The sequence below is a fragment of the Corynebacterium sp. NML140438 genome (assembly GCF_001875725.1).
Classification (GTDB): Bacteria; Actinomycetota; Actinomycetes; order Mycobacteriales; family Mycobacteriaceae; genus Corynebacterium.
Genome location: NZ_MLCQ01000022.1, coordinates 1 through 24,693 on the forward strand (window position 1 = coordinate 1; position 24,693 = coordinate 24,693).

24 protein-coding genes, 1 tRNA gene and 1 pseudogene are annotated in these 24,693 nt (G+C 62.4%); 11 read left to right on the plus strand and 15 right to left on the minus strand.

All coding sequences use genetic code 11. From position 1 onward, the window contains the following. A pseudogene (locus BJP08_RS11420) lies at positions 1-146 on the plus strand (IS481 family transposase); the annotation flags it as partial. Positions 147-244: 98 nt separating this feature from the next. Here the strand turns inward: BJP08_RS11420 and BJP08_RS06845 are convergent. From BJP08_RS06845 to BJP08_RS06865, 5 genes are all read right to left on the minus strand, one after another. Next, positions 245-317: transfer RNA gene (locus BJP08_RS06845), tRNA-Arg, on the minus strand. Positions 318-397: 80 nt separating this feature from the next. Further along, positions 398-679 carry a mycoredoxin gene (locus BJP08_RS06850; RefSeq protein ID WP_071568899.1) on the minus strand — a complete coding sequence of 94 codons (282 nt, stop codon included), beginning with the start codon at positions 677-679 and terminating at the stop codon, positions 398-400. Further along, positions 676-1,167, minus strand: coding sequence for a dihydrofolate reductase (locus tag BJP08_RS06855; RefSeq protein WP_071568900.1), 492 nt, complete (start codon positions 1,165-1,167; stop codon positions 676-678). The genes BJP08_RS06850 and BJP08_RS06855 overlap by 4 nt, the downstream gene beginning before the upstream one ends. After that, complete coding sequence (locus tag BJP08_RS06860) at positions 1,167-1,967, minus strand: thymidylate synthase (RefSeq protein ID WP_071568901.1); 801 nt, start codon at positions 1,965-1,967, stop codon at positions 1,167-1,169. Before BJP08_RS06860 ends, BJP08_RS06855 begins: the two co-directional genes overlap by 1 nt. Continuing rightward, positions 1,964-2,740, minus strand: coding sequence for a 3'(2'),5'-bisphosphate nucleotidase CysQ (locus tag BJP08_RS06865; RefSeq protein ID WP_070362842.1), 777 nt, complete (start codon positions 2,738-2,740; stop codon positions 1,964-1,966). The genes BJP08_RS06860 and BJP08_RS06865 overlap by 4 nt, the downstream gene beginning before the upstream one ends. Before the next feature lie 77 nt (positions 2,741-2,817). On the opposite strand from BJP08_RS06865, the gene BJP08_RS06870 reads away from it, so the two are divergent. Further along, the gene (locus tag BJP08_RS06870; protein WP_071568902.1) at positions 2,818-7,449 is read left to right on the plus strand and encodes an ATP-dependent helicase; all 4,632 of its coding nucleotides are present in this window, start codon (positions 2,818-2,820) and stop codon (positions 7,447-7,449) included. A 15-nt stretch (positions 7,450-7,464) separates the two neighbouring features. Here BJP08_RS06870 and BJP08_RS06875 read toward each other — a convergent pair whose 3' ends face one another. Then, a complete protein-coding gene (locus BJP08_RS06875; protein ID WP_071568903.1) occupies positions 7,465-8,898 on the minus strand; it encodes an HNH endonuclease signature motif containing protein in 1,434 nt (477 codons plus the stop codon). A gap of 147 nt (positions 8,899-9,045) precedes the next feature. On the opposite strand from BJP08_RS06875, the gene BJP08_RS06880 reads away from it, so the two are divergent. Next, positions 9,046-9,873, plus strand: a complete 828-nt coding sequence (locus BJP08_RS06880) for a DNA-formamidopyrimidine glycosylase family protein (protein ID WP_071568904.1) — start codon at positions 9,046-9,048, stop codon at positions 9,871-9,873. Here the strand turns inward: BJP08_RS06880 and BJP08_RS06885 are convergent. The 3 genes from BJP08_RS06885 to BJP08_RS06895 all read right to left on the minus strand — a co-directional run bounded on the left by BJP08_RS06885 (position 9,818) and on the right by BJP08_RS06895 (position 12,530). Further along, positions 9,818-10,456, minus strand: a complete 639-nt coding sequence (locus BJP08_RS06885; RefSeq protein WP_143110043.1) for a DedA family protein — start codon at positions 10,454-10,456, stop codon at positions 9,818-9,820. The genes BJP08_RS06880 and BJP08_RS06885 overlap by 56 nt on opposite strands. A 67-nt stretch (positions 10,457-10,523) precedes the next feature. Continuing rightward, complete coding sequence (pgi, locus tag BJP08_RS06890) at positions 10,524-12,164, minus strand: glucose-6-phosphate isomerase (RefSeq protein ID WP_071568905.1); 1,641 nt, start codon at positions 12,162-12,164, stop codon at positions 10,524-10,526. A 72-nt stretch (positions 12,165-12,236) separates the two neighbouring features. Then, positions 12,237-12,530 carry a chorismate mutase gene (locus BJP08_RS06895; RefSeq protein WP_071568906.1) on the minus strand — a complete coding sequence of 98 codons (294 nt, stop codon included), beginning with the start codon at positions 12,528-12,530 and terminating at the stop codon, positions 12,237-12,239. Positions 12,531-12,591: 61 nt separating this feature from the next. On the opposite strand from BJP08_RS06895, the gene pcrA reads away from it, so the two are divergent. Further along, positions 12,592-14,922 carry a DNA helicase PcrA gene (pcrA, locus tag BJP08_RS06900; protein WP_071568907.1) on the plus strand — a complete coding sequence of 777 codons (2,331 nt, stop codon included), beginning with the start codon at positions 12,592-12,594 and terminating at the stop codon, positions 14,920-14,922. Here the strand turns inward: pcrA and BJP08_RS06905 are convergent, their stop codons facing one another. Both BJP08_RS06905 and BJP08_RS06910 read right to left on the minus strand, forming a co-directional pair. After that, positions 14,923-15,612 (minus strand): M23 family metallopeptidase, encoded by a 690-nt coding sequence (locus BJP08_RS06905; protein ID WP_071568908.1) that lies wholly within the window; start codon positions 15,610-15,612, stop codon positions 14,923-14,925. A gap of 310 nt (positions 15,613-15,922) precedes the next feature. Next, positions 15,923-16,636 (minus strand): M23 family metallopeptidase, encoded by a 714-nt coding sequence (locus tag BJP08_RS06910; RefSeq protein WP_071568909.1) that lies wholly within the window; start codon positions 16,634-16,636, stop codon positions 15,923-15,925. A 343-nt stretch (positions 16,637-16,979) separates the two neighbouring features. Here BJP08_RS06910 and BJP08_RS06915 point away from each other — a divergent pair, with 343 nt between their 5' ends. Genes BJP08_RS06915 through purH form a run of 3 tightly spaced genes read left to right on the plus strand, consistent with a single transcriptional unit; the run spans position 16,980 to position 20,275 of the window. Continuing rightward, positions 16,980-18,143 (plus strand): DUF6350 family protein, encoded by a 1,164-nt coding sequence (locus BJP08_RS06915; RefSeq protein WP_143110044.1) that lies wholly within the window; start codon positions 16,980-16,982, stop codon positions 18,141-18,143. Positions 18,144-18,158: 15 nt separating this feature from the next. After that, entirely contained in the window at positions 18,159-18,752 is a 594-nt protein-coding gene (purN, locus tag BJP08_RS06920) for a phosphoribosylglycinamide formyltransferase (protein WP_071568911.1), read from the plus strand. Continuing rightward, entirely contained in the window at positions 18,749-20,275 is a 1,527-nt protein-coding gene (gene purH / locus BJP08_RS06925) for a bifunctional phosphoribosylaminoimidazolecarboxamide formyltransferase/IMP cyclohydrolase (protein ID WP_071568912.1), read from the plus strand. Before purN ends, purH begins: the two co-directional genes overlap by 4 nt. Positions 20,276-20,443: 168 nt before the next feature. Here the strand turns inward: purH and rpsR are convergent, their stop codons facing one another. The 4 genes from rpsR to rpmB are packed head-to-tail and all read right to left on the minus strand — an operon-like array spanning position 20,444 to position 21,417. Beyond that, on the minus strand, positions 20,444-20,695 hold the full coding sequence (rpsR, locus tag BJP08_RS06930) for a 30S ribosomal protein S18 (protein ID WP_070362830.1): 252 nt from the start codon (positions 20,693-20,695) through the stop codon (positions 20,444-20,446). Positions 20,696-20,707: 12 nt separating this feature from the next. Beyond that, positions 20,708-21,013, minus strand: coding sequence for a 30S ribosomal protein S14 (gene rpsN, locus BJP08_RS06935; RefSeq protein WP_070362829.1), 306 nt, complete (start codon positions 21,011-21,013; stop codon positions 20,708-20,710). 3 nt (positions 21,014-21,016) lie between these two features. After that, positions 21,017-21,181, minus strand: a complete 165-nt coding sequence (rpmG, locus tag BJP08_RS06940) for a 50S ribosomal protein L33 (protein ID WP_070362828.1) — start codon at positions 21,179-21,181, stop codon at positions 21,017-21,019. Beyond that, the gene (gene rpmB, locus BJP08_RS06945) at positions 21,181-21,417 is read right to left on the minus strand and encodes a 50S ribosomal protein L28 (RefSeq protein ID WP_070362827.1); all 237 of its coding nucleotides are present in this window, start codon (positions 21,415-21,417) and stop codon (positions 21,181-21,183) included. Before rpmB ends, rpmG begins: the two co-directional genes overlap by 1 nt. Positions 21,418-21,792: 375 nt before the next feature. Here rpmB and BJP08_RS06950 point away from each other — a divergent pair, with 375 nt between their 5' ends. The 4 genes from BJP08_RS06950 (at position 21,793) to BJP08_RS06965 (ending at position 24,639) form a co-directional block, all read left to right on the plus strand. Further along, entirely contained in the window at positions 21,793-22,065 is a 273-nt protein-coding gene (locus BJP08_RS06950) for a type B 50S ribosomal protein L31 (RefSeq protein ID WP_038589209.1), read from the plus strand. A gap of 19 nt (positions 22,066-22,084) precedes the next feature. Next, positions 22,085-22,258 carry a 50S ribosomal protein L32 gene (gene rpmF / locus BJP08_RS06955; protein WP_070362826.1) on the plus strand — a complete coding sequence of 58 codons (174 nt, stop codon included), beginning with the start codon at positions 22,085-22,087 and terminating at the stop codon, positions 22,256-22,258. Positions 22,259-22,360: 102 nt separating this feature from the next. Next, positions 22,361-23,059, plus strand: a complete 699-nt coding sequence (locus BJP08_RS06960) for a response regulator transcription factor (RefSeq protein WP_071568913.1) — start codon at positions 22,361-22,363, stop codon at positions 23,057-23,059. After that, the gene (locus BJP08_RS06965) at positions 23,059-24,639 is read left to right on the plus strand and encodes a HAMP domain-containing sensor histidine kinase (protein ID WP_071568914.1); all 1,581 of its coding nucleotides are present in this window, start codon (positions 23,059-23,061) and stop codon (positions 24,637-24,639) included. The genes BJP08_RS06960 and BJP08_RS06965 overlap by 1 nt, the downstream gene beginning before the upstream one ends. The last annotated feature ends 54 nt before the right edge of the window (positions 24,640-24,693 follow it).

Sequence of the window (24,693 nt, forward strand, 5' to 3'; positions counted from 1 at the left end):
GCAAACACATCCTGATGGTCATCACCGATAACCACGTGACCACATCGCTAAAAGAGACCGGCGAAATCATCACCGAGCACTACATCGACACGTCTCGCAATTACCAAAAACCATACTGGCGAAAAGGCCAACCTCCACTGGCCTAAACACAAAACCGGTGCCTCGGAAAAATAAAAACCAAGGCACCGGTTTGTCCACCATGTCGCGACTGAGTTGTCAACTATGTCGCGACTGAGGACAATTGCGCCCCAGAGAGGATTCGAACCTCCGACACCGGCTTTAGGAGAGCCGTGCTCTATCCCCTGAGCTACTGGGGCAACTCGAATAACAGTACCGCAGGACAGAAGTGATGCCAAAGTCGCGGTCGCCCGCGACGGTACGTCTATTTTCCCGGGTGTTAGGCCTCTTCGCCGGTCAGTTCGCGCAGCTTCGCGCGGACGGCGGACGCGGCTGGGTTGGTCGCGTGCGTCCCGTCAGAGTAGAGGACGGTGGGGACGACGCGGTTGCCGTCGTTGACAGACTCGACCCATGCGGCGGCGTCCTCGGCGCCTTCGGCTTCGACATCAACGACGTCGTAGGGGGTTTCGGTGCGGTCGAGGCGCTCGCGAAGCTTCTTGCAGAACGGGCACCAATCGGTTACGAAGATGGTGACGTGGGAAGAGGTTTCGGGAGTGGTCATGATTTGGGGCCTAACCTTTCGAGGCGTTGGTACTTGAAACGGGTGCCATTGGCGGAGGTTTGCCACGGGCCATCAGAAACAATAGCGAAGTCATCGGTGACGCGCGGCGCGCGGACCGCGGACGCCCCAAGCTTGTCCGCGACGCGGACATCGACGATCGTGCGTTCAATGACGTCCACTTCGTCGATGGTTGCTTCGTAGACCTGGCCGCCGCCGATGATCCAGGCGGTTGTTCTCAGGTCCGGGATGTCGCGGGACACGAAGGCGCCGTCGGACCACTCGCCGGGCTCGCGCGAGGACAACACATGGTTGGTCCTCCCCGGCAGCGGCTTGATGGGGAGGTGGTCCCAGGTCTTGCGGCCCATGATGATCGGGTGCCCCAGCGTGACTTCCTTGAAGTGGCGCAGGTCCTCGGGCAGGTGCCAGGGCATGCCCACGCCGTCGCCGATGATGCCGTCAGCGCTTTCGGCCCAGATCGCGCCCAGCATTAGACGGACACCTGCGCTTTGATCGTCGGGTGCGGGTCGTAGCCGACGACTTCGATGTCGGAGAAGTCGTAGTCAAACAGTGACGCTGCCTTCCGCAGCTTGAGCTGCGGGTAGGGGCGCGGCTCCCGGGAGAGTTGCTCGCGCACCTGGTCGAAATGGTTGTTGTAAATGTGGCAGTCCCCGCCGGTCCAGATGAGTTCGCCGACCTCAAGGCCCGCTTGTTGCGCAAACATATGCGCGAGCAGCGCGTAGGAGGCGATGTTGAAGGGAACCCCAAGGAACATGTCGGCGGAGCGCTGGTAGACCTGCAGGCTCAGCTTGTCGTCGGCCACATACAGCTGAAACAGCAGGTGGCACGGCAGCAGCGCCATCTGCTCGAGCTCGGAGACGTTCCACGCTGACACCAGGTTGCGGCGCGAATCAGGGTCGTCCTTCAGCAGCTCGAGTGCCCGTGAAATCTGGTCCACGTGCTTTCCGTCAGGGGTGGGCCAAGAGCGCCATTGCACGCCGTAGACCGGGCCGAGCTCGCCGTTCTCATCGGCCCACTCGTTCCAGATGCGCACGCCGTGCTCTTGCAACCAGGTCACGTTGGAGTCGCCGCGGAGGAACCACAGTAGCTCGCCCACGACGCCCTTGAAGTACACCTTCTTGGTGGTCAGCAGGGGGAATGATTCGGACAGGTCGTAGCGCAGCTGGCGACCGAAGACGCTTCGTGTGCCGGTGCCGGTGCGGTCGCCCTTATCAGTGCCGTTTTCCAGAACGTCGCGCAGGAGGTCTTCGTATGGAGTCACCAGGCTCACTTCGCGACGACCCCTTCGAAGGAGCCGTGCTCGTCGTAGTACTTCGCGCAGGCTTCCAGGATGTCGTCGGCAAGTTCCGGACGGCAGATGAGCAGATCCGGGATGTAGGTGTCCTTGTTGTTGTACTTCAGCGGCGAGCCGTCGAGGCGCGAGCAGTGCAGGCCCGCAGCCATAGACACACCGACCGGTGCTGCCTGGTCCCACTCGTACTGGCCACCGGCGTGTACGTAGGCGTCGAAATCGCCGAGCAGGACGTGCATTGCCTTCGCACCAGCGGAACCAACGGGGCTGGTTTCAAAGCCGAGGGCATCGGCGACGAACGGGGCGATCGCCGGCGGGCGGTTGCGCGACATAGCGATCTTCTTCGCGAACGGCCCCGAGACGTGGCGCACGTCGGAAGACTTGAATACGACGCCGAGGTCCGGCAGCCCCACTGCCGCGTGGGTTGGGACGCCGTCTTCGACGAGCGCGATGTGCACGGCCCAGTCCTGGCGGCCGGTTGCGAACTCCTTCGTGCCGTCGAGTGGGTCAACGATCCAGACGCGGTTGTTGCTGAGGCGGGAGTGGTCATCGGCTGCCTCTTCGGACAAAAATGCATCGCCCGGGCGGTGCTGCTCAAGCACGCGTGCGATCCAATTCTGTGCCAGGTCATCGCCGGCTTCTCCGAGTTCACGTCCGCGGAGAAGGCCAACACCACGAATCCCCTTGAGGATTTCGCCGGTGCCTTGCGCAATCAAGTTTGTCAGCCGAGAGTCTGAATACTGAGCAGTCATGGCTTCGACTTTAGCGCGAAACCAGCCAAAGGAACCATTTCTTTTCGGCTGCCTGCAGTATCTGTATTGTGGCGCCTATGGCCAAAGGAATCCTCGAACGCTTCAAACCGCAGGTGGCGACCTGGTTCGAGGAAGTATTCGAGGCGCCCACGCCAGTGCAAGAGCAGGCGTGGGCCACGATTTCCGACGGCGGCAACGCCCTGGTTGTCGCACCTACCGGTTCCGGCAAGACGTTGGCGGCGTTTTTGTGGTCGCTGAATTCGCTCGTGGAGCGCGACGGGCAGCAGGCGCTGCCGATCGATGGGGCAAACACCAGCAGCCATGGCGGCGTGCGGACCTTATATATTTCGCCCCTGAAGGCCCTTGGTGTGGACGTCGAAAACAATTTGCGGGCCCCGCTCGGTGGCATCGGGCGCGTAGCACAGCGCATGGGGCTAGACATGCCGGACGTCTCGGTGGCGGTGCGCTCGGGCGATACCTCACAGGCGGAGCGGTCCCGCCAGGTGCGCAAGCCGCCGGATATTCTGATTACCACGCCTGAGTCGCTGTATTTGATGCTGACCTCGAAGGCCGCAGGCATCCTGCGGACGGTGGATACCGTGATCGTGGACGAGATTCACGCGCTCGCGGGCACGAAGCGCGGCGTGCACCTGGCGCTGTCGCTGGAGCGGCTCGGGCGCATCGCAGGGGACTTTCAGCGCATTGGGCTGTCGGCGACGGTGCGTCCCCTGGAGGCAGTAGCGGACTTCCTCGGGCCGCGCGCAACGATCATTCAGCCGCCAGGCGAGAAGCGTTGGGACCTCGCGGTACGGGTGCCGGTGGCTGACATGAGCGACCTGCCGGTGCCGGAGGAGGCGTCGACAATTGGGGACGCCATCGTCGACGACGTGCTGGACCTCGACGGGGAGACCACGGCGCTGATGCCGCCGGCGCCGAAGTCGATTTGGCCACACATCGCGGAGTCGGTCTACCGGGAGGTCATGGCGCACCGCTCGACGATCGTCTTCGTGAACTCGCGGCGCACCGCGGAGCGGCTCACCAGCCAGCTCAACGAGCTGTGGGCCAAAGAGCACGACCCCGAAGCGCTCAGCCCCGCTACTCGACGCCCCCCTGCACAGCTAGGCAAAGGAGTCGACCTCGCCGGGGAGGCAGTACCCGTGATCGCGCGTGCCCACCACGGTAGCGTGTCCAAAGACGAGCGGGCCACGACAGAAACGATGCTGAAAGAGGGCACGCTCAAAGCGGTCGTGTCGACGTCCTCCCTGGAGCTGGGTATCGACATGGGCGCGGTGGAGCTGGTGATCCAGGTGGAGTCCCCGCCGTCGGTTGCCTCCGGGCTGCAGCGCGTCGGGCGCGCCGGGCACACGGTGGGGGCGATCTCGCACGGCTCGTTCTACCCGAAGCACCGCTCCGACCTGGTGCAAACGGCCGTGACCGTGCCGCGAATGCGGGAGGGGCTCATCGAGGAGCTGCGTACGCCGCGCTCCCCGCTGGACGTGCTGGCCCAACAGACGGTGGCCGCGGTGGCGGTCGAGGACCTCGAGCTCGACGACTGGTATGAGACCGTCACGCGCGCCTGGCCCTATCGCAACCTGGACCGGGATGTCTTCAACGCCGTCATCGACCTGGTTACCGGGGTGTACCCCTCGACGGACTTCGCGGAGCTCAAGCCGCGCGCCTGGCTTGACGGTACTGTGCTCAAGGCGCTGCAGGGCGCGCAGCGCGTCGCTGTGACAAATGCGGGTACCATCCCGGACCGCGGCATGTTTGGCGTGTTCCTCGTCGGCGCCGAAGCAGAGGGTGGGGTGCCGCGCCGCGTCGGCGAGCTCGACGAGGAGATGGTCTACGAGTCCCGCGTCGGCGACGTGTTCACGCTCGGGGCGACGAGCTGGCGCATCGAAAACATCACGCGCGACCAGGTGCAGGTCTCTCCCGCGCCGGGGCATACCGGCAGGCTGCCGTTCTGGTCGGGGGACGGCGTCGGGCGCCCTTACGAACTCGGCAAGGCGCTCGGCGCGTTCAGGAGGGCGGTGCGTGGCGGGGCGGGCGTCGATAATTCGCTCGATGCGTACGCGCGCGACAACCTGCGAGCCTACCTCGAGGAGCAAGAGGAGGCCACCGGCGTGCTACCGGACGACACGACGCTGGTGCTCGAGCGCTTTACAGACGAGCTCGGGGACTGGCGAGTGGTCCTGCACACGCCGTTCGGCAAGGGGGTGAACGCTGCATGGGCGCTGGCCGCCGGGTGGCGGATCGCGCAGGAGACCGGGATGGACGCCCAGGCTGTGGCCGGCGACGACGGCATCGTGCTGCGCCTGCCCCAAGGCGAGCACGAACCCTCCGGGGCCCTGTTCCAATTCGACGCCGACGAGATCACCGACATCGTCACCGAGCAGGTGGGCAACTCAGCCCTGTTCGCCTCCCGGTTCCGAGAGTGCGCCGCCCGCGCTCTCTTGTTGCCGCGCCGCACCCCCGGCAAGCGCGCGCCCCTGTGGCAGCAGCGCCAGCGCGCCGAGCAGTTGTTGGACGTGGCCCGGAATTACCCGTCGTTTCCCATCATCCTGGAAACGGTGCGCGAGTGCCTCCAGGACGTCTACGATCTGCCCGCCCTGCAAGAGGTGATCCGTGACCTGCAGACGCGCCGGGTGCGCATCGCGGAGGTGACCACGCAGCAGCCGAGCCCGTTCGCCTCCTCGCTGCTGTTCAACTACACCGGCGCGTTCATGTACGAGGGGGATACCCCGCTTGCGGAGAAGCGGGCGGCGGCGCTCGCGCTGGACCCGTCGCTGCTGGCCAAACTGCTGGGCACCGTGGAGCTGCGCGAGCTGCTGGACCCGGAGGTGATCGCCGAGGTGGATGCTTCGCTGCGCCGGGTCGGCCGCGCCGAGACGCCGGAACAGTTCGCCGACACCCTGCGCCTGACCGGCCCGGTGCCTGTGGACGAGCTCGCGGTCTACACGACGGTGCCGCTCGCAGGAGTCGAGGCGTCGCTCGGGCCGCGCGTGATGCGGGTGCGCATCGGCGGCAGGGAACACGTCGCGCAGGCGCTCGACGCCCCACTGCTGCGCGATGGCCTCGGCGTGCCGGTGCCACCTGGGGTGGCAGCGCAGGTGGCCACCATCCCCGATGCGCTCGCCCAGCTCGTGCGCCGCTGGGTGCGCACCCGCGGCCCCTTCACGCTGCGCGCGCTTGCCGACGCCTTCGGGCTCGCGCTCGGCGCTGCCCACGCGGTGCTGCAACCGCTTGTCGACGCCAACTCCGTCATCGAGGGGCGCTTCCGCCAAGGCGTCGACGACCAAGAGTACGTCGCGCAAGAGGTCCTGCGCGTGATCCGGTCGCGCTCCTTGGCGGCCGCGCGGGCGCAGGCCCGACCGGTGTCTTCGTCGGCGTACGGGCGTTTCCTGCCAGCCTGGAGCAACGTCGCCGCGGCGGGCGCAACCCCGCCCTTGCGCGGCGCCGACGGGGTGTACTCCGTCATCGAGCAACTCGCGGGCGTGCGACTCCCCGCCTCGGCATGGGAGTCCCACATTTTGCCGTCACGGGTGGGGGACTACTCGCCGGTCATGCTGGACGAGCTGACTGCCTCCGGAGAGGTCATCATCGTAGGCGCCGGGTCGGCGGGGGCGAACGACCCGTGGATCATGCTGCTGCCGAGCGACTACGCCGCGCAGCTCATGCCGCAAGTCGATCCGCCGTTGCTGTCACTCACGCAGCAGCACATTATGGACACCCTTGCGGCCGGAGGTGGTTACCTGTTCGGCGACCTGCTCAACCCCGCGACGACTGCCGAAGAGCTACGAGAATCCATGTGGGACCTCGTCGAGGCCGGCCATGTTTCACCTGACTCCTTCGCGCCGCTGCGCGCACGCCTCGTCGGCGGCAAGGCCGCCCACCGCGCGAAGCGTAGGCCCTCCCGCTCCCGGATTCGCTCCGGTAGGACTTCGTTTACGCAAACCGCCCCGCCAGACATGGTGGGACGGTGGGCCGCCACCCCGCAGCCCGACACCGACCCGACCCGGCGCTCGCTCGCGCTGGGGGAGGCGTGGCTGGACCGGTACGGGGTGGTGACCAAGGGGGCCGTCGTCGCCGAAAATGTCATCGGCGGCTTCGCGCTGGCGTACAAGGTGCTCTCTGGGTTCGAGGATTCTGGGAAGGCGCTGCGCGGCTACCTCATTGAGGGGCTCGGCGCGGCGCAGTTCTCCACCCCAGCGACGATTGACCGGCTGCGTGGCCAGCAGGACAGCGATGACGTCGTCGGCTGGCCCTCGGGAGCACGCCACCCGAAGGTGTACGTGCTCGCCGCCACCGACCCTGCCAATCCCTACGGGGCAGCGTTGCCGTGGCCGGTGTCGGGCCCGACCAGGTCGGCAGGAGCCATGGTGGTGCTGGTGGACGGGCTGCTGGCGGCCCACGTCACACGGGGAGGCAAGAAGCTGACCACCTTTTTCGAGACCTTCCCGGAAGGCATCGAAGACCCGCTACCACTTGTCATCGAGGCACTTTCCGATGCCGTCGCCGCTGGGAGGATGCGCCCGCTCAACGTCGAAACTGTTAACGGTGAGTCCGCGTTTCGACTCCGTGAGCTTGGCGTGGCGGTAACACACAAGGGCGTAAGAATCGGAGGCAGGCAGGCTGCACCACCGAAGCGGCGCGGGCGCAGCATGACGGAGGCACTAGGGGATCTGGACGAGCTCTCCTTCGACGACTAGGAACTTCGGCCGCGTTTAGGGTCGCAGCGGCACGTGGGGCACCGGCCGATGGGTGATACCAGGAGGCTTCGGCACCGGCTTCGCCCGTCTCTTCCGGAGCCGGTTAACCGCCGAGTGCATGGCCGGGTCCGAGGTGTTGACGTGGCGGGTGCCGTCGGCCTTGACCAGCACTGTGGTGCCGGTGGTGGGGTCGTAATCCATGTAGCCCTTGTTGAAGGAGCCGTCCCGGTGGTCGTTGTTGCACCGGTGGTGGGTGGGACAGAGGCCGGTGAGGTTGGTGATGTCGGTGCCGCCGTGACGCAGCCACGAAATGATGTGGTGGGCTTCGCATTCGCTCATCGCGGTGGAGCATCCGGCCCAGGAGCACACGCCTTGGATGGCGAACATGGCGATGCGCTGCCCAACAGAGGCGAGCCGCTTGGACCTGCCCAGGTGCAGCGGCACACCGGTAAGACCGTCGACGGTGAGTAGAAAGTCTGACGTGCCATCTGTACCGAGGCGCACCAATTCGAAAGCGTCGAGTTCTACGCCGACGTTGGTTTGGAACAGCGTGGTGGCGTCGGCGCCGGCAAGGTCGTCGAGCGTCACCGCAACCACCACGGAGGCGGCGCCCCCGTTAGTGGCCTGCTCGCCGTGCTCGTATTGGCGCATGATGGTCATGAACTGGTCGTAGCGACGCTGGCCACGGGAGCGGGGGTCGCGTTCCTGCTGGTGTTCGAGCGGAATGTTGGAGTTTGGCGCAAGCCCCTTGTCGGTCAGCGCTTTGTAGAGGGCATAGTCGCCTGCGGTCATATCCAGGCGCACGTAGTAGGTGCCATCGGAGTTCTCCTTGCCGAGGGCGGCCTCGCGCTTCTCGAAGCCCGCGTTGGGGTTCTTCCTTGCGTGCGGCCTGTTCGCCTTATCCACGAGGCGCTTGACCGTGAGGCGTAGGTCTTTTTCGTCGCGGGTCTTTGCTTCCTCCATGGCGTGGGCGTAGATGCGCATGTGCTCGCCCTCGGCGGCTTTGAGCAGCTTGTCGGTCTCGCGTCGGATGATGTCTTGCTTGGCAGCGGAGACCGCGTCTGCGCGGCGGCGGGCATGCTCTTGGTCTTTGCGACGGCGCTCCGCCTCCTCCACATCGAACAGGTCGCCACGGTCCGGCTCCGTCACGGGAGCGAACATCGCCTTGGCGCGCGCGAGCCGGTTGTAGGCCTCACCCCTGGAGATGCCTAGCTTCTCCATGAGGTAGGCATCGGGATAGTTGGCGCCGACGAGTTTGCCGGCATCGGCGATAGCGCAGACTTGCGCGAAGGCGGCATCGATGTAGGCCTTCTTATCCATCGCGTGTTCGAGGCGTGCGATGTCCTCGGCGATGGTGGAAAGGGGGAGGGAGGAGGGGTCGTCGAAAAGCGTGCGCAACTGTGTCAGGCCGGTTATGACCTGGTCAACGAGCTTAGCTACGTCGTTCATGTCCCCTCCTTGAAGTAGTTGAGAGTAACTATAGCGACGCGTCAGACACGAAATATCAGCAGTCAAACGCCAGTTCTATGGGGTGTGGATTGTTCCTGGTGGAGTGTCAGAGTTGCAAAGGCTTCGTGGGAAGCGGAACATGGCACTATGCCCGAAGGTGATTCCGTCTATCAGCTGTCAAAGCGCCTGCAGTGGATGCAGAACCGCGTAGTAACAGCCACGAGCATCCGCGTGCCGCGCTTCGCCACCGTCGATTTCACCGGCATGACCTGCGAGCGCGTCTGGCCCTACGGCAAGCACCTCTTCATGAAGTTTTCCCGCGAAGGCCATGAATCACAGGTGCTACACACGCACCTAAAAATGGAAGGCACATGGGCGATCCATCGAGCGGGCACCCGGTGGCGCAAGCCCGGTCACACCGCCCGCGTTGTGATGCGCCTCGCGGACGCGCCGAAGCCTGATATCGAACTCGTCGGGCACTCGTTAGGCCTCGTTGAGGTGTTCCCCGCGCGCGAGTACCCGCAGCGGATGGGCTACCTAGGCCCGGACATGCTGGCACCCGACTTCGATCAGGAAGAGGTCGTGCGCAGGATCAGTGAGCACCCGCACCTTGAAATGGGGCGTGCGCTGCTCAATCAGCGATTCGTGGCAGGAATCGGCAACGAGTACCGCGCCGAAATCCACTTCATCGCTGGCACACACCCGGCGCGCGAGGTGGGCGAGGTGGACGTCGACAAGCATGTGGCGATCGCGCGGCGCCTCATGTGGGCGAACAAAGACTCCCCGGTGCGAGTGACCACGGGGATCAAACGCGCCGGGGAGACGAGCTACGTATTTGGAAGGAACAACAAGCCGTGTCGGCGGTGCGGCACGCTCATAGAGAAGGGATTCCTCGGGGGAGCTGGCGACTTAGAGCGGGTTATTTGGTGGTGCCCTCAGTGCCAGCCGCCTTCTCCTTCATGGAGCGGCGAATGAAGTACGCCAGGAAGCCGAGCATGATCAGGATCAGCAGGACGTAGACCACGTTCGAGTACGTATCCACGTAGTGGGAGACCGTCTCCCAGCTTTCACCGAGGTACATCCCGAGCGTGATCAGGATTGTGTTCCAGATTGCGGAGCCGAGCCCGGTCCACAGAGCGAACATCGCGAGGTTCATGCGGTCCAGGCCTGCTGGGATCGAGATGAGGGAGCGCACGCCCGGAATCAGGCGACCGAAGAAGACCGAGGATCGGCCGTGCTTATCAAACCACTCGAGGGACTTATCGACGTCCGACGCCTTGACCAACCACATCCAGTCGGCGATCGCGCGCAGGCGCTCGGCGCCCAGCCAGGCACCGAGGCCGTAGAGGAAGAACGCGCCCGCGACGGAACCCATCACCGACCAGATGAACACCGCCGGGTAGCTCAGCGAGCCCTGCGCGACCGTGAAGCCGGCCAGCGGCAGCACTACCTCGGAAGGGATCGGCGGGAAGACGTTTTCCAAGAAAATAGCGATCCCGACGCCGGGGGCGCCGAGAAGCTCCATCAGGTTGACGATCCAGTCGATGATGGCTTGCACGTTCACTCCTTAGTTGTAGGTAAAACAACTGCCTATATTGCCCTACTAAGGAGTGATGCACCAAGCGCTAGCGGCGATTTTCGCGGTACCAGCCGATCAGTGCGTCGGTGGAGGCATCGCCAGTTGCCGGTGTCTCCTCGCCAGCGACGGCCTTGGCCAGGTCGTTTGCCTGCTGCTTGCCGAGCTCGACGCCCCACTGATCAAACGAGTTGATGTCCCAAATCACACCCTCGGTGAACACGATGTGCTCGTAGAGCGCGATGAGCGCGCCGAGCGTGAACGGGGTCAGCTCCTCGGCCAGGATGGTCGTCGTCGGACGGTTGCCCGGCATGACCTTGTGTGGGGCCAGCGTGGCGTCGACACCCTCGGCCTCGATAGCGGCCTGGTCCTTGCCGAACGCGAGCACCTTCGTCTGCGCGAAGAAGTTGCCCATCAGCAGGTCGTGCATGGAGCCTTCGCCGGTCATGGTTGGGAAGTCTTCCTTCGGGGTGGCGAAGCCGATGAAGTCCGCCGGCACGAGCGAGGTGCCCTGGTGCAGCAGCTGGAAGAATGCGTGCTGGCCGTTCGTGCCTGGCTCGCCCCAGAAAATCTCGCCGGTGTTGTAGGTGACCGAGGTGCCGTCGTGGCGCACGGACTTGCCGTTGGACTCCATGGTCAGCTGCTGCAGGTAGGCAGGGAAGCGGGAAAGGTCCTCGGAGTATGGCAGGACGGCGTGCGTCTCGGCGTTGTAGAAGTTGCGGTACCAGACGTTGAGCAGGCCCATCAGGACCGGCACGTTCTGAGAGAACTCGGTGGTGCGGAAGTGCTCGTCCATGGCGTGGAAGCCCTCGAGCATGCGCATGAAGTCCATCGGGCCGATGACGGCCATCAGGCTCAGGCCAATCGCGGAGTCCATGGAGTAGCGGCCGCCGACCCAGTTCCAGAACGGGAACATGTTCGCGGTGTCGATGCCGAACTCGGCAACTTTTTCCGCGTTCGTGGACACCGCGACGAAGTGCTTTGCCACGGCGGAAGCGTCGCCGTCGAACTGCTCGATGAGCCAGCGCTTCGCCACGTGGGCGTTGGTGAGGGTTTCCTGGGTGGTGAACGTCTTGGAGGCGATGACGAACAGCGTTTCCTCCGGGTTGCAACGGTCGAGGACTGCAGCGATGTCCGCCGGGTCGACGTTGGAGACGAATTCGGCGGTGATGCCTGCGGTTGCGTACGCGCGCAGCGCCTTCGTTGCCATCGCGGGGCCCAGGTCAGAGCCGCCGATACCGATGTTGACGATCTTCTTGATCGTGTGGCCGGTCTGGCCCAACCACTCGCCGGAGCGCAGTGCCGATGCGAAGTCGCGCATCCGGCCGAGCACCTCGTGTACGTCCGCCGCCACGTCCTGCCCGTCGACCTCAAGGTGGGCCTCTACCGGGAGGCGCAGCGCGGTGTGGAGCACTGCGCGGTCCTCGGTGTCGTTGATGTGCTCGCCTGCGAACATTGCGTCGATCTTGGTGCGCAGCTGCGCGGTATCTGCGAGGGAGACGAGCGCGTCGACGACGTCGGCGTCGATAAGCTGCTTGGAAAGGTCGACGTGCAGCCCTGCTGCGTCGAAGGTGAGCTTCTTCGCGCGGTCTGCGTCGCGGTCGAAGAGCTCGCGCAGTGTCGTGTCGGACTTTGCAGCGTGGAGCTTCTCCAAGTTAGACCAGGCTGGCGTGGCCGTGATATCGGACATAGTTCCTCCTTGAAACGGATGGTTGTCTGCCAAGATATGGTACTACGAAAGCGGGGGAGAGGGAGATTGGGCCTAGCCCAGCTTTCCACGACCCAGGCGCAGCAAGATATTTGCCAGCGCCGGGCCTTCCTCCCCAAGCTCATCGCGGAATTGGTTAATAATCGCGACTTCCCGGGTGTGCACGAGCTTCGTGCCGCCCGACCCCATCCGCGTCTTGCCGATCGCCTTCGATACCTTGGTGCGCCGCTTGATGGCGTCCAAAATCACACAGTCGAGGCGGTCGATCTCTTTGCGGTACTGCTGGATCTCCGCATCAGAGAGTGGATCGTCCGTTCCGGACGGCATGCGGATTTCGAAGTCACTCATGGTTGCTCATTATGCCACTGCTCCAGCGGTTGTGTCCGGGGTGTGCGTTAGGGTGTGTGACATGAATGATCTGACGCTAGGACTCAACCCCCAACAGGAAGCCGCCGTGCGCCACAGCGGCTCTCCACTCTTGATTGTCGCGGGCGCTGGTTCCGGCAAAACCGCAGTGCTGACCAGGCGCATCGCATTCTTGTTGCAGGAGCGAGGCGTTGCGCCCTGGCAGGTCCTGGCGATCACATTTACCAACAAGGCTGCCGCGGAGATGAAAGAGCGCGTCGAGGCGCTCATCGGGCCGCAAACAGAGCGGATGTGGGTGGCAACCTTCCACTCGATCTGCGTGCGGATCCTTCGCCAGCAGGCCCAACTCGTCCCTGGACTGAACACGAACTTCAGTATTTATGACGCTGACGATTCCCGCCGCCTGCTCTCGATGATTGCGAAGGAGAACAATCTCGACCTGAAGAAGTTTGCTCCCCGGGTGCTTGCGAACGCGATCTCGAACCTCAAAAACGAGCTCATCGACGAGCAACAGGCGGCCGACGACGCGCAGCGCACCCACAATCCTTTCGACACCACCGTGGCCAAGGTGTTTGCCGAATACCAGCGCCGCCTGCGCGCCGCCAACGCCGTCGACTTCGACGACCTCATCGGGGAAGTCGTGCGGATCTTCAAGGAACACCCGCAGGTCGCGGATTATTATCGACGCCGCTTTCGCCACGTACTCGTGGACGAGTACCAGGACACGAACCATGCGCAATACGAGCTCATCCACACCCTGGTGGGCAAGGGGCCTGACGCCTCTGAGCTTGCCGTGGTGGGCGACTCCGACCAGTCCATCTACGCGTTCCGTGGCGCGACGATCCGCAACATCGAGGAGTTTGAGCGCGACTATCCCGACGCAACCACCATCGTGCTGGAGCAAAACTACCGCTCGACGCAAACAATCCTGGACGCCGCCAACGCGGTCATTTCCCAGAACACGGGGCGGCGCCCGAAGAAGCTGTGGACAGACCACGGCACCGGCGACCAGATTGTCGGCTACGTCGCGGACAACGAACACGACGAGGCTAAATTTATCGCGGGCGAGATCGACCGGCTCTCCGATAGCGGCGTGCCGTACTCCGACATGGCGATCATGTACCGGACCAACAATGCGTCGCGTGCGCTGGAGGACATCTTCATCCGCACCGGGATTCCGTATAAGGTGGTCGGCGGCACGCGCTTCTATGAGCGCAAAGAAGTTCGCGACATCGTGGCCTACCTCAAGGCGCTGGAAAACCCGGACGATACGGTGAGTCTGCGCCGGATCATCAATGAGCCTAAGCGAGCGATCGGCGACAAGGCGCAGTCCACGGTGGCGCTGTACGCGCAGACCTACTCGGTGAGCTTCGGCCAGGCGTTGCGGGTGGCGGCCGACGGCGGCATCGAAGCGCTTGGCACCCGAGCGAAGAACGCCATCAAGGGCTTTGTCGTCATGATGGATGAGCTACGCGAGGGAATGGCAGCGGGCCAGAATCGGGATTCGGGGAACGCTGACCTCGGCGAGCTGGTCTCCACAATTCTGGACGTCACCGGGTACAAGGCCCAGCTGGAGCAGTCGAACGACCCGCAGGATGCGACGCGCCTGGACAACCTGAACGAGTTGGTGTCCGTCGCGCGCGAGTACTCCTCGGAGTCGGCCCTGCAGCTGGCGTACTTAAGCGACGAGGAAATCTCGGAGATTTTCGACGAGGGTGAACCGTTGCCGGGGACCCTGCAGGCCTTCCTGGAGAAGGTGGCGCTCGTCGCCGATGCAGACCAGCTGCCCGAAAACGATCAGGGCGTGGTCACGTTGATGACGCTGCACACTGCGAAGGGGCTTGAGTTTCCCGTCGTGTTCGTCACCGGGTGGGAAGACGGGCAGTTCCCGCACTTGCGCGCCCTCGGTGATCCAGCGGAGCTCGCCGAAGAGCGTCGCCTTGCGTACGTCGGCATTACCCGTGCACGCAAGCGCCTATATCTGACGCGCGCGATGCTGCGCTCCTCGTGGGGGAGCCCGATGACCAACCCTGCCAGCCGGTTCCTTGGAGAGATCCCGCAGGAGCTCATCGATTGGAAGCGGGAGGAACCCGAGTATTCTTCGGGCGTGTCGCAGTCCCCGTGGTCGACTGGTGGACGCAGCCGCGGTAGCGGGTTTGGGCGTTCCCAGTCGCGTGGCGGTAGCAGCAGGGCAAAGGTGAACAAAGACCTACAGCTCGCCGTCGGGGACCGGGTCAACCATGCGAAGTACGGCCTGGGTACCGTGCTCGCCGTCGATGGCACCGGCGTGCGCGAAACAGTGACGATTGACTTCGGGTCCTCCGGGACAGTCCGCCTGATGCTGATCGGCGGAGTCCCGATGGAAAAGCTCTAACTACTGGATGCGGATACCTGCCTGCGCGAACCATGGCACAGGGTCTACTGGTGTCACACCATCTGGGTGGATCTCGAAGTGGAGGTGCGGGCCGGTGGAAAAGCCTTCGTTGCCGATCTGCGCGATCTGCTGGCCGGCCGTCACGCGCTGGCCGACGCTGACGTTGTAGACCGCCATGTGGCCGTATACGGAGACTTCGCCGCCGTCGTGCTTGATCACGACCCAGTTGCCGAAGCCCTGGGCCGGGCCGGCGTTGATGACGGTGCCGTCCATCACGGCGTAGATCGGCGAGCCAAGGTTGTTTGCGATGTCGATTCCCTGGTGGACTGTGCCCCAACGTGGGCCGAACCCGGACGTAAACGTGCCCGTTGCCGGGGTGACTACCGTGCGGCCATCGGCGGTGCGGCCGCGCTGGTAGCGCACTCCGTCGTTGGAACCTTCCTGCTGGAAGGAGAGGCCAAGCTTCTCTTGCACGACGCGGGGGTCGTAGACGAGCGAGTAGTCGCCGACGCGGAGGGTGGCACCGCTGTCAAGAATCGTGTCTGCTGCCTGGGCAACCGCTTTCGCAGCCTGGTTGTGGTCTATCGGGGCGCCATTGAGCGTGAGGCCTACAGCGTTCGCAGGGGAAGCGGTAAGGGTAAGCATGGATGCAGTCGCGACGGCAAGCGCCGAAAGTACTGTGCGATTCATACGGGGAAGCAACCTTTTCTACAAAATATCCGGGTGGCCACGCTGCAGCCACATACAGCGACACAACTTAGTCACCTCTTGGAGGCTTGGCAATGCGTTACTGCAGGTAGAGAGGGAAAAGTATGTTCGAATAGGCTTGGAACTTCCGGAAACCAGCAGGCTGCGCGCCTGTAATAGATGTGACTGATGGGAGTGATGTTGCCAATGTGGTTGGTGGTGGGGGTGGCCCTCTGTACCCCCGTTCGGTGTGTCGGAATATCAAAAACCGCCGTGGACCATGTACGGACCACGGCGGTTGGAAAGGTTGGGATTAGAGCTGAATGCCACGCTCTGCGAGCCACGTTGCAGGATCAACAGGGGTGTTGCCGTCTGGATGGATCTCGAAGTGTAGGTGGGAACCTGTCGAGAAGCCCTGGCTACCCATGCCTGCAATGAGTTCACCGGCGTGCACAACCTGGCCAACGGATGCGTAGAGGGAATCCATGTGGCCGTATACGGAAACGGATCCATCTTCGTGGCGGATGCGGATCCAATTGCCGTAGCCCTGTGCCGGACCGGAGTTGATGACGGTGCCGTCCATGACGGCCAGGATTGGGGTGCCATTCACGTTGGCAATGTCGACGCCGGAGTGGAAAGAACCCCAGCGTGGGCCAAAGCCAGAGGTGAACACGCCCTCAGCAGGCTTCACTACCAGGGGCGCACGGGCAGCTTCGTCGGCACGCGCGACCTCTTCAGAGTGTGCAACTGCTTTCACAAGCTGATCTGTCAGGTTCTCTACCGGCTTGTATTCCGCGATAGCGAGGATCTGTGGTGCGGCTTCATCGGTCAGCGCCGTGAGCTGATCGCTGTCTGCGGCGAGGGTGTAGCTGCCTGCCTGTGCTCCATCGCCCTGAAGCGCGGCTGCGGCCGCGCCCGAGAGTCCGGCGGTGGACACGGCGCCAGTGGCAACGGCAACCATTGCGACGCGCCCCTTGTTGGGGGACTGCTTACGGTGCTTGCCTGCCGATTTTGTGGAGTGGAGCATGGACCCTCTTTAGACTTCCCGTTGGTTACAGAACTGTAACGTTTGTAACCTTCCTGTTATCTACGAGAGGTAACTGTAACGAATCGATCGCGCTAAGGCAAGCTAGAATCTGAGTATTTCTTAATCGTTTTCTTTGTGTATTACGTTACAGCCCATAAAACGCCAGGCAGGCACCCGAATGCGGTAGTGTCGAACGGTAGGAAACTGTCAATCAATGGCAATATAAGGCGCAATGTCGAAGAAAACAAGACCGCAAACATCACCGGTGGCACGCCCCTCGCGAGGCAGCGGCCACGGCTTCCTGGGTAGCGCAGGGCGTGGCATGAAGTGGACGTCGAAAAGTATGCGTGGCAGCCGTCAGCCGGAACCCGATACGCCTGAGCAGCGCACATGGAAGACGCGCCTTCGGACCTACCTTCCTTATATAGGTATCCCAACGCTCGATGTCGTGCTCGGTATTGTCGCGATCTGCGCGGCAACGCTACTGATTGGGGGGTGGAAGACCGCGTACCTGCCTGCGACAATCGGGCAGACGTGGTTCGCGCTTCACGGCGTCTCCCTCACAATCGACGGGGTATATCTGTCGCAGGTGCCGTTGCTCCCCGCCATCGGGGTCGCAGCCCTCATCGCTTGGCGCGTACGCGCCGCGACGGCGAAACAAGTCAGTATCCTCGACCTCGTGGCCATTGCAGCTCTCGTGGTGGTGCTGCCCCTGTTGGTGAGCGCGATGGCGTTGTTTATGGTCACCGACGCTTCGGCAGTCTTCGCCATCGAGCCGCCGCCGGTGTGGCAGGCGCTCCTGCTGCCACCGTGTATCCACGTGATTGGGTTCCTGTTCGGCATTCGGCACGTGCTCTGGCAGGCGCTGGCCTCCACAGTGCGAGTGCCCGTGGTGGTCGTCGATACGGCTCGGGCTTCGAGCATGCTCCTGCTCTTCCTCGGTGCGGGCAGTGTATTGGTCCTGCTGGTGCTGCTCGCTGCCCGTTACCAAAACGTCGCCACCGCTTACGGCGCATACCCGAACTCGGGGTGGGGGAGCGTCTGCATGCTGACCCTCCTTAGTATTCTGTATCTTCCTAATGCCGCAATCGGGGTGCTAGCAGTGCTGCTCGGCGGTTCCTTCCACATCGGCAGTGGAGAGGTCTCGCTTTTCGACGTCCTCTCCGTCCCCCTCCCCCCATTCCCGCTCTTCGCCGCGGTCCCCGCTACGGTCGCCCCGTGGGCCGCTGCTTTGCTTGCTGCACCCGTGATCATCCTGCTTGGGTTCTTCGTGCGTAGGCCGTCGACAATGGTGGAAGTGGCCGCAATCGGCTCGTGGACTGCAGCGATGTTTGCCTGCTGCCTGCTGCTCGCGCGGGGGAGTGCCGGCGCTTACGGCATCATTGGGCCAGACGTCTCCTCGGCGGTGCTGTTCATTTTTATGTGGACCATAGGGGTTGGCGGGCTGGTGTGGCTTGTGCGATTCGCGCGAACTTTCCTGAACCGCTCACATGTGGAAGAAGAATGACTACACTGATGAACCGTGAGTGCTGAGAAAGCTTTATCTATAGCCGTCCTCGTTTCTGGTACTGGAACGCTCTTGCGGGCGATCATGAATTACCAGGATGACCACCCAGATGCGTACCGGATTGACCTTGTCGTTGCCGACCAAGTGTGTCCTGCCATCGAACGGGCGAAAAACGCGGGCATTCCGACTGCAATCGTAGAAATGGAAAAGGACCGCGATGCGTGGAATGCTCGCCTCGCGGAAACCGTCTCCAGCTGCAGCCCGGACCTTGTTGTTTCCGCAGGGTTCATGCGCATTTTGGGGCGCCCGTTCCTGGACGTCTACGAAGGTAAAACCATTAACACTCACCCCTCGCTCTTGCCTGCGTTCCCGGGGGCGCATGCGGTGCGCGACGCGCTCAACTACGGAGTGAAAGTCACCGGCTGCACCGTCCACTACGTTGACGACGGAATGGATACCGGCCGGATCATTGCGCAACGCCCTGTGCTGGTGCATCCAGGAGATACAGAATCCTCGCTGCACGAACGCATCAAGCAGGAAGAACGACTCCAAGTTACTGAACTCCTAGCTTCTGCCTCGATACATGAAGGAAAGGTCACTTTCGAATGAACAACGAACGCACACCAATTCGTCGAGCGCTCGTCAGCGTGTACGACAAGACCGATCTTGAGCCGCTGGCCCAGGCGCTCCACTCGGCCGGTGTGGAAATTGTCTCTACCGGTTCGACCGCAAAAAAGATCGCCGCAAGCGGTGTGCCCGTCACCGAAGTATCGGAAGTCACCGGATTTCCAGAGGTGCTTGAGGGGCGTGTGAAGACCCTGCACCCCCACGTCCACGCTGGCATCTTGGCCGACCTTCGTAAGGATAGCCACAAGCAGCAGCTCGAGGAGCTTGGGGTAGCACCGTTCGAACTCGTTGTGGTCAACTTGTACCCGTTTGAGGAAACGGTTGCATCCGGCGCCGAGTTCGATGAGTGCGTCGAGCAGATCGACATCGGCGGGCCCTCCATGGTCCGCGCTGCAGCAAAGAACCACCCTTCAGTGGCCATCCTGACCTCGCCGGAGCAGTACCAGCTGGCGCAAGAAGCGGTCGAGCAGGGCGGCTTCACACTCGAGCAGCGTCGCGAACTCGCCGCCGCAGCGTTCGCCCACACCGCAGAGTACGACGCCGCAGTCGCGGACTGGTTCGCAGAACAGCTCGGCGATGACGAGGACGGCGCGCTGCGCTACGGTGAGAACCCGCACCAAGCAGCAAGCGTCATCAACGAAGGCTGGGGCCTTGCCGACGCCACCCAGTACGGCGGCAAAGAAATGAGCTACAACAACTACCAGGATGCCGACGCCGCGTGGCGCGCCGCCTGGGACCACGAAGAGCCATGCGTCGCGATTATTAAGCACGCCAACCCCTGCGGCGTTGCGGTGTCCGAGGTATCCATCGCTGATGCACACCGCAAGGCGCATGCCTGCGACCCGGTGTCGGCCTACGGTGGCGTCATCGCAACCAACCGCGAGGTAACACTCGAGCTCGCGGAGCAGGTCAAGCCAATCTTCACCGAGGTCATCATCGCACCTTCCTACGCGCCGGATGCGCTCGAACTGCTGCAGACCAAGAAGAACCTGCGCATCCTCGAAGTGGAACCAGGCCAGGACACGGAAGAGATCAAGCAGATCTCCGGCGGGTTCCTCCTCCAGGAGCGCGACGCTTTCCAAGCCGAGGGTGATAACCCAGAAAACTGGAAGCTCGTGGCAGGCCAGGCCGTCGACGATGCAACCATGGCAGACCTCGTGTTCGCTTGGCGCGCTGTGCGCTGCGTGAAGTCCAACGCGATCCTGGTCGCTCACGACGGCGCGACCGTCGGCATCGGCATGGGTCAGGTCAACCGCGTCGACTCCGCGAAGCTCGCGGTCGACCGCGCCAACTCCCTTGACGAGGGCCGCAACCGCACCAACGGTGCCGTCGCCGCCTCTGACGCTTTCTTCCCATTCGCAGACGGATTCCAGATCCTGGCAGACGCTGGTGTTCGCGCCGTCGTGCAGCCTGGCGGCTCAATCCGCGACGAGGAAGTCATTCAGGCCGCGGAAGAAGCCGGCGTCGCAATGTACGTGACTGGGACGCGCCACTTTGCGCACTAGTACTTAGTACCGCGTAGCCCTGTTTCGCGGGAAGGCCTTCACGATCGTGGGGGCCTTTTTGCTATGTATGCCCTGCGCCGTGGTGAGCAGAGCATGAAAAAACTCCCGCTCCTGGAGACCAGGGCGGGAGTTCGTCGAAAACTCTACGCTGTTATCGTCAACCGGTGTTTAGCGGCTGGTGAACGGCAGAAGAGCCATCTCGCGTGCGTTCTTCACCGCGGTAGCAACTTCACGCTGCTGCTGTGGCGAAAGACCGGTAACACGACGGGAACGGATCTTGTGACGGTCAGAGATGAACAGACGAAGGGTGTCAAGGTCCTTGTAGTCGACCTTCTCGATGCCCTTTGCCTTCAACGGGTTCTTCTTCGGGCGGCGGGACTGCTCCATGCGCGCCTTGCGATGGTTGTTATTGCGCTTCATTGGTCATCCTCCTTACCACGAAGACTTACGGACGCCAGGCAGCTCACCGCGGTGAGCCATCTCGCGCATACGGACACGGGAAATACCGAACTTGCGGAGGTAACCACGTGGGCGACCATCGCGGGAGTCGCGGTTGCGCACGCGAACAGGGGAGGCGTCGCGAGGCTGGCGGTTCAGCTCAAACTGAGCGTCCAGACGGTCCTCGTCAGAGGTCTCCGGGTTGCGGATGATTGCCTTCAGCTCGTTGCGACGCTCAGCGTAGCGAGCCACAATCTCCTTGCGCTTTTCGTTCTTGGCGATCTTCGACTTTTTAGCCATAACTTATCGCTCCTCGCGGAATTCGACGTGCTTGCGAACAACCGGGTCGTACTTCTTCAGGGAGATACGGTCTGGGTTGTTGCGCTTGTTCTTACGGGTGACATAGGTGAAACCTGTGCCCGCAGTGCTCTTCAGCTTGATGATCGGGCGAATATCGTTGCGTGCCATTAGATCTTCTCACCTCGTGCACGGATCTTTGCGACGACGGACTCAATTCCGTCGCGGTCAATGACTTTCAGACCCTTCGTGGAAACGGTCAGAGTGATGGTACGGCCCTCAGAGGGCAGGTAGAACCGGCGCTTCTGTACGTTGGGGTTCCAACGACGCGAGTGGCGGCGGTGCGAGTGGGAGACGGTCTTGCCAAACTGTGGCTTCCGTCCCGTGACCTGGCAATGTGCCGACATGGGTTGACTTCTTTCTCTTCTGCCGCCCACGCACTGATCACTGAAACGTTAGATACGGAAACGCGGAGTGAGGGTCCGCTCAAAAGTATCTGAGTAATCGGTTGACGTAGGCGTATACGTGTACTTCGACAACAGCGAGAGTCAACAATACACGTCTGGTAGGGAAATGCCTAATTCCATTTCGTGCACCCACCGGTTGTATATTGATGGCATTCGCGGCTCGTGATTATGCGAAAGTGGATTCTGCCTGTAATATGTCCCAAGTTGTCCAGTGATCAGCTGGGCGTGCACGAAATCATTCGCACCCAACTCAGGCACGATCCCTCCAATGGGAACCGACCTGAAGTATCAATCCTGAGGGAGACGAACTTACATATGAAGAAGGATATCCATCCGGATTACCACCCGGTAATCTTCCAGGACGCGAACACGGGCCACAAGTTCCTGACGCGCTCCACCAAGACCTCCGACCGTACCGACACTTGGGAAGACGGCAACGAGTACCCGCTCATCGTCGTCGATGTGACCGCAGAGTCCCACCCATTCTGGACCGGCGCACAGCGTCTCATGGACACCGCTGGCCGTGTTGAGAAGTTCAACCAGCGCTTCGGTGGCATGGCTCGCCGCAAGAAGAAGACCGCAAAATAGGGCGTAAGGAGAAACAACAATGGCAACCCCTAAGTTTAAGAAGTCCCGCGCGAACACCCGTATGCGTCGTTCGCAGTGGAAGGCTGACAACGCGCCGCTGATCACCGCAAAGGTCGACGGTCAGGAAGTGCGCATCCCACGCCGTTTGCTCAAGGCAGCGCAGGCTGGCTTGATTGACGTCGAGCAGTTCTAACGCATCTCAGAAATATGCGTTTGCCGGGCCCATCGGGCCCGGCTTTTCCGTCTTTCTGTCAGTCCGGTGTTAAAAGTCTCTTAGATACGCAATAATAGGCGTATGAAGATTCTTGTTGCCGATGATGAGCAAGCCGTTCGTGACTCCTTGCGACGGTCCCTTCGTTTCAACGGATATGACGTGCTGCTCGCTTCCGACGGCGAGGAGGCTCTCGATATGATCCGTGAGGAAAAGCCTGATCTGACCATCTTGGATGTGATGATGCCGAAGCTTGATGGGTTGGGAGTGTGCCGTACGCTGCGGTCATCTGGGTATGACCGCCCGATTCTGATGCTGACCGCACGAGACGGAGTTGCCGATCGTGTTGCTGGCTTGGATGCGGGTGCCGATGACTACTTGCCGAAGCCGTTCGCGCTTGAGGAGCTGTTGGCCCGAGTTCGCTCGCTGCTGCGCCGCGCGCAGGCAGACGCTATCCAATCGCAGTCGGCGCCGAAGACCCGGTACGAGTTTGAGGACCTCTCGGTGGAGACTGACACCCGTGACGTCTTCCGCGGAGGCCGTGCCATTTCACTGACGCGAACAGAGTTCGCTCTGCTACTGGTGCTGATCGAGAATCCCCGCAAGGTGCTGTCGCGTCAGCAGATCCTTGAAGAGGTGTGGGGGTACGATTTCCCAACTTCCGGTAACGCGTTGGAGGTCTACATCGGGTACCTGCGTAAGAAGACTGAGGCGGGCGGAGAGCCACGCCTGATCCATACGGTCCGCGGGGTTGGGTATGTACTGCGGGAGACCGCGCTGTGATGTTGCGCCAGTCGGCGACTCACTTTGAACGCACCACGGGAATTTCCCTCGAAACAGAGGATGCTTCCGGAGCGACCACTCGGAAGGATCAGGAACCACCGCGCCCTAACTTGCCGACGATCCTGTTCGATACCTACATTCGGGGCGCGTACCTGGGCTCGGAGATGACGCTTCGTCAGCAGCTTGCTGTTTTGACGGGTGTGCTTGTGGCGCTCACGCTTTTGGTCACTGCTTCCGTGAGCTATTGGGCGGCGTCGACGTCGATTATTGGCATGATGGACAATGATCTGCGTACACAGGGGGCCATGCTCGCGTATGACTCGCAGGAAATGTCCAGCGATGAGGAGCTGGCCGCCGAAGTCCAGACTTTTCGACGCCGCAACCCTCATATCTTGGCTACTGCCTCACGCGCGGAGTCTAGTAGATTCGTAGGCGATGAAATCCCTGTGGGCGGGGATTTTGCGCGCATGAACTACGGGGCGGATGTTTCCGCGCGAACCCTTCACGGCAACCGCGTGCTGGTCACCCGGCTGGATGATGGTACTGTCGTGGCGCTGTCGAAGGCTATCGACCCGACGAGGCAGCTGCAGCGTAGTATCGCTGCGGCGTTGTTGGTACTGCTCAGTTTGGGGTGGATCGTGTCGACGATGGTCGCATTCCTGGTTTCGAGCTCTGGTATGCGCCCTCTGCGCAAGTTGCACCTGGCGCTGAAGGAAGTGACGAGGACGAAGGAACTGAAGCCACTGCCGGTACAGGGGCACGACGAAATGGCGCGTATTACGAACGCGTTCAACGACATGATGGCCTCGCTGCAGGATTCGCGGACGCGGCAGGCGCAGCTGGTGGCGGATGCCGGCCATGAGCTGAAGACGCCGCTGACCTCTATGCGGACCAACATCGAGTTGCTGATGATGATGTACTCCGCTGAGCGGCAGGATCAGATCAGCGCGGAGGATCGCGCCGATCTGGAGCGTGACGTGCTGGCACAGATGACAGAAATGTCGACGCTGATCGGTGACCTGGTGGACCTAGCGCGTGAGGATTCGTCGAACGTCGAGTTTGAGGAGATTCGCCTGGACGTGATCCTTGATGAAGCCGTGCACCGCGTTGAGCGTCGCCGACCTGATGTGACGTTCCAGTTCAACGCCGATCCGTGGTTGATCATGGGGGACAGGTTCGCGATGGGCCGTGCACCGTTGAATCTGATCGATAATGCGGCGAAGTGGTCGCCAGAAGGCGGCACGGTTCGGATTTCGTTGAGGGCGGCGAAGAAGTACGCGGTGTTGGTCGTTGATGATTCCGGCCCGGGTATCGCCCCGGAGGAACGGGAGCGGGTCTTCGAGCGCTTCTATCGTTCGGCGGAGTCGCGTGCCATGCCGGGCTCTGGTTTGGGGCTGGCGATCGTCAAGCAGGTGATGGATAGGCACGGTGCACGCATCTTCGTTGAGGAATCCGATGATCACGGTGCTCGCTTCCGTGTAGTTTTTCCGGGGCGGCCTCCCGCTGCGGATGAGGATATCCTCCTCGAGGATGAGGGCCTCGATATCCCGCGTTTGCCGAATAAACCCCAGCTCAGCTAACACAGCAAACGCGCAGGGAACATTGCGAGAGAACGGGTTTTCTTTTTAGTGCTA